Annotated in this window: 3 protein-coding genes; 2 read left to right on the plus strand and 1 reads right to left on the minus strand. The window is 37.2% G+C overall.

The annotated features are described in order from the left end of the window. Positions 1-184 precede the first annotated feature (184 nt). Entirely contained in the window at positions 185-934 is a 750-nt protein-coding gene (locus tag QYT14_RS18795; protein WP_289424070.1) for a hypothetical protein, read from the plus strand. Positions 935-1,240: 306 nt separating this feature from the next. On the opposite strand, the gene QYT14_RS18800 is transcribed toward QYT14_RS18795, so the two are convergent. After that, the gene (locus QYT14_RS18800; RefSeq protein WP_289424069.1) at positions 1,241-1,495 is read right to left on the minus strand and encodes a hypothetical protein; all 255 of its coding nucleotides are present in this window, start codon (positions 1,493-1,495) and stop codon (positions 1,241-1,243) included. A gap of 121 nt (positions 1,496-1,616) precedes the next feature. Here QYT14_RS18800 and QYT14_RS18805 point away from each other — a divergent pair, with 121 nt between their 5' ends. Further along, complete coding sequence (locus QYT14_RS18805) at positions 1,617-1,859, plus strand: hypothetical protein (protein WP_289782731.1); 243 nt, start codon at positions 1,617-1,619, stop codon at positions 1,857-1,859. Positions 1,860-2,091 lie beyond the last annotated feature (232 nt).

Genomic DNA, 2,091 nt, shown 5'->3' on the forward strand with positions numbered 1-2,091 from the left:
ATATTTTTTCGTATTTAGAATAAAAAACAGCAAAACTTGGGAAGGATTTCCAATATCGGAAGAAATTCATTGATCTGCATCAGCTTTAAAAGTTTTAAGACTAGATTGGGTGATAATTATAATGAATAATATACATTTCTTAAGAACAATTAATGATTATCTATATTCGTTAGACTATGACGATATGGATAATGATGAGCTATCTTTAGATGATTGCCCAGAGAAATACTTGGGGATAGCCAAGAAGTTATGTGAAACAGATGAGAGGATACGTTATTTAAAAAAAGAGATAGGAAATCTAATAAAAATCCAGAAAACACATTCTGAGTATTTCAAAGATGAATTACGTCAAGAATTGAGAAAGAATTATTATCAATTTCTTGGACATTGTAATTTGGAAAATTCATATAGGGTTACGATTGATAAGACTTCGAGAACTGTGCAAATATTAGATGATTTTGGTTCTTCTGATAAACAGTTCTTATTATTACATTTTACTGGACTTCATATTAACAGAACGTCTGAAGAATCAATATACAACTGGATAAGATATGAGTATGCAAAGGTATATCTTATCGTAGTAGCTAAGGCTCCTAGTGTAGAGATTGAGCATAGTGGTCCGACTATGACTGAGATAAAGACTGAACTCGGGGTTAGGGTTTATTACTCTTGTCCTAAGAGGTTAATCCCTCTTCAAACAGAAATTGAGAGTATATTTGCCAAAATAGACAATCTGATCAGTTTTAGTAAGCTTCGAAATGCAGGATTTGATGTAATTCCATTTACCAAGGCTTATGAGATAGGTGGTCAAAACAGTTCAAACAGAACAGGTTATGGGTCTACTTGGTATGGAGGTGAATGTTATGAGGAGGGAACACTGTACGGAGAAGTTAGTAGTTACTATGCTGTTGGATTATTCGTTACGCTTCAATAAGTAGCGTTGGAGTTTATATGATATTTCCAAATGCATTTGCTTATAGATTGGATAATTTAGATATCTATATTTGTGATAATTAATAAGGCATTTTGTTAGAGTGTAGGACAATCTTACATTCCTGACAATTTGCAATTTCTGGACGGAAGTGAATATCAAGTAATATCGGGTACCTTTGAAACTTTGCAATTGGCTTCAAAAATAGCGATTTGCGCGATTAGGCATCTTTGTAAGAAAACTTCTCACTTTTATCTAGCGAATGCGATTCTGGAGTTTTTCGACAACAATAATAGACAGAATCAGATTTTAAATTTGGTTCTGTGTCCAGTCACCATTCAAATCAGACACCTTTCTCACCACAAAACAGGCTGAAGCCATCTTCCCGACTTCAGCCTGTTGTCTGTTTATTGAGTCCACAATATCCGCCAGCAAGCCATCAGGTGCCGGTTCCTGTCTTTCACCATCGGTATCTTGAAAGACCTCTTCCTTTGTCAGCCCTTTTCTTCCATCATCAGCATCATGACAATTCCATCCGACTGTCAGTGCTCGTCTTCCCGCCATCACTACCTCTCCTTTCCTTCACCATTCCGTCACTCTTCACAATGAACCCGATATCCGTCACCGGAATTATCTGCTGTCAAGAATATCTCAGAGCTGGACAGATGACTATTTCAGCATTACCTTGCCGGGTGTTAATGGACTGGCTGTAAGCAGAAGAGGAAAGAATGCATGGAATGCTTATATTGATTGGAAACAGAACATTAAGATTCTGGACGCTGCTCAATCCGAGTATTATCCAATTGTATGTGAGGGAATGAGTGAAGAGGCTATTCGCAAAATGGAAGCGGAGAACGCGCTTCCTCATGGCTGGCAAAATACGGAGTATACCGAATTCCTGGAAAAGCGGAGAGCGTCGATGGCGTAGAAAGTAAAAGAAACATATCAACATTTTTTGAAGAATTGCTGAGATTTCTCTGATATCGGAGATAAAAAAATAGGAGTTTGAGAGAGATTGCATTGGCTGTTATTTACTGGTTCACTTGCAGTAAGTGTTATTGATATATTCTGCAATATGGTCTGGGTCTCCGAATATTGTCTTTTCGTTACTTGATAGGCTACGAAGCTCAGTAAAGCTAAGCTGCAACCAGTTGTTTCTG

It is taken from the genome of uncultured Phocaeicola sp. (assembly GCF_948499155.1).
GTDB classification, from domain to species: Bacteria; Bacteroidota; Bacteroidia; order Bacteroidales; family Bacteroidaceae; genus Phocaeicola; species Phocaeicola faecalis.

Bases quoted from the DNA above. Each gene is read 5' to 3' on its own strand.
- QYT14_RS18800 (WP_289424069.1), bottom strand. From the start codon at position 1,495: ATGGCGGGAAGACGAGCACTGACAGTCGGATGGAATTGTCATGATGCT.
- QYT14_RS18795 (WP_289424070.1), top strand. From the start codon at position 185: ATGGATAATGATGAGCTATCTTTAGATGATTGCCCAGAGAAATACTTG.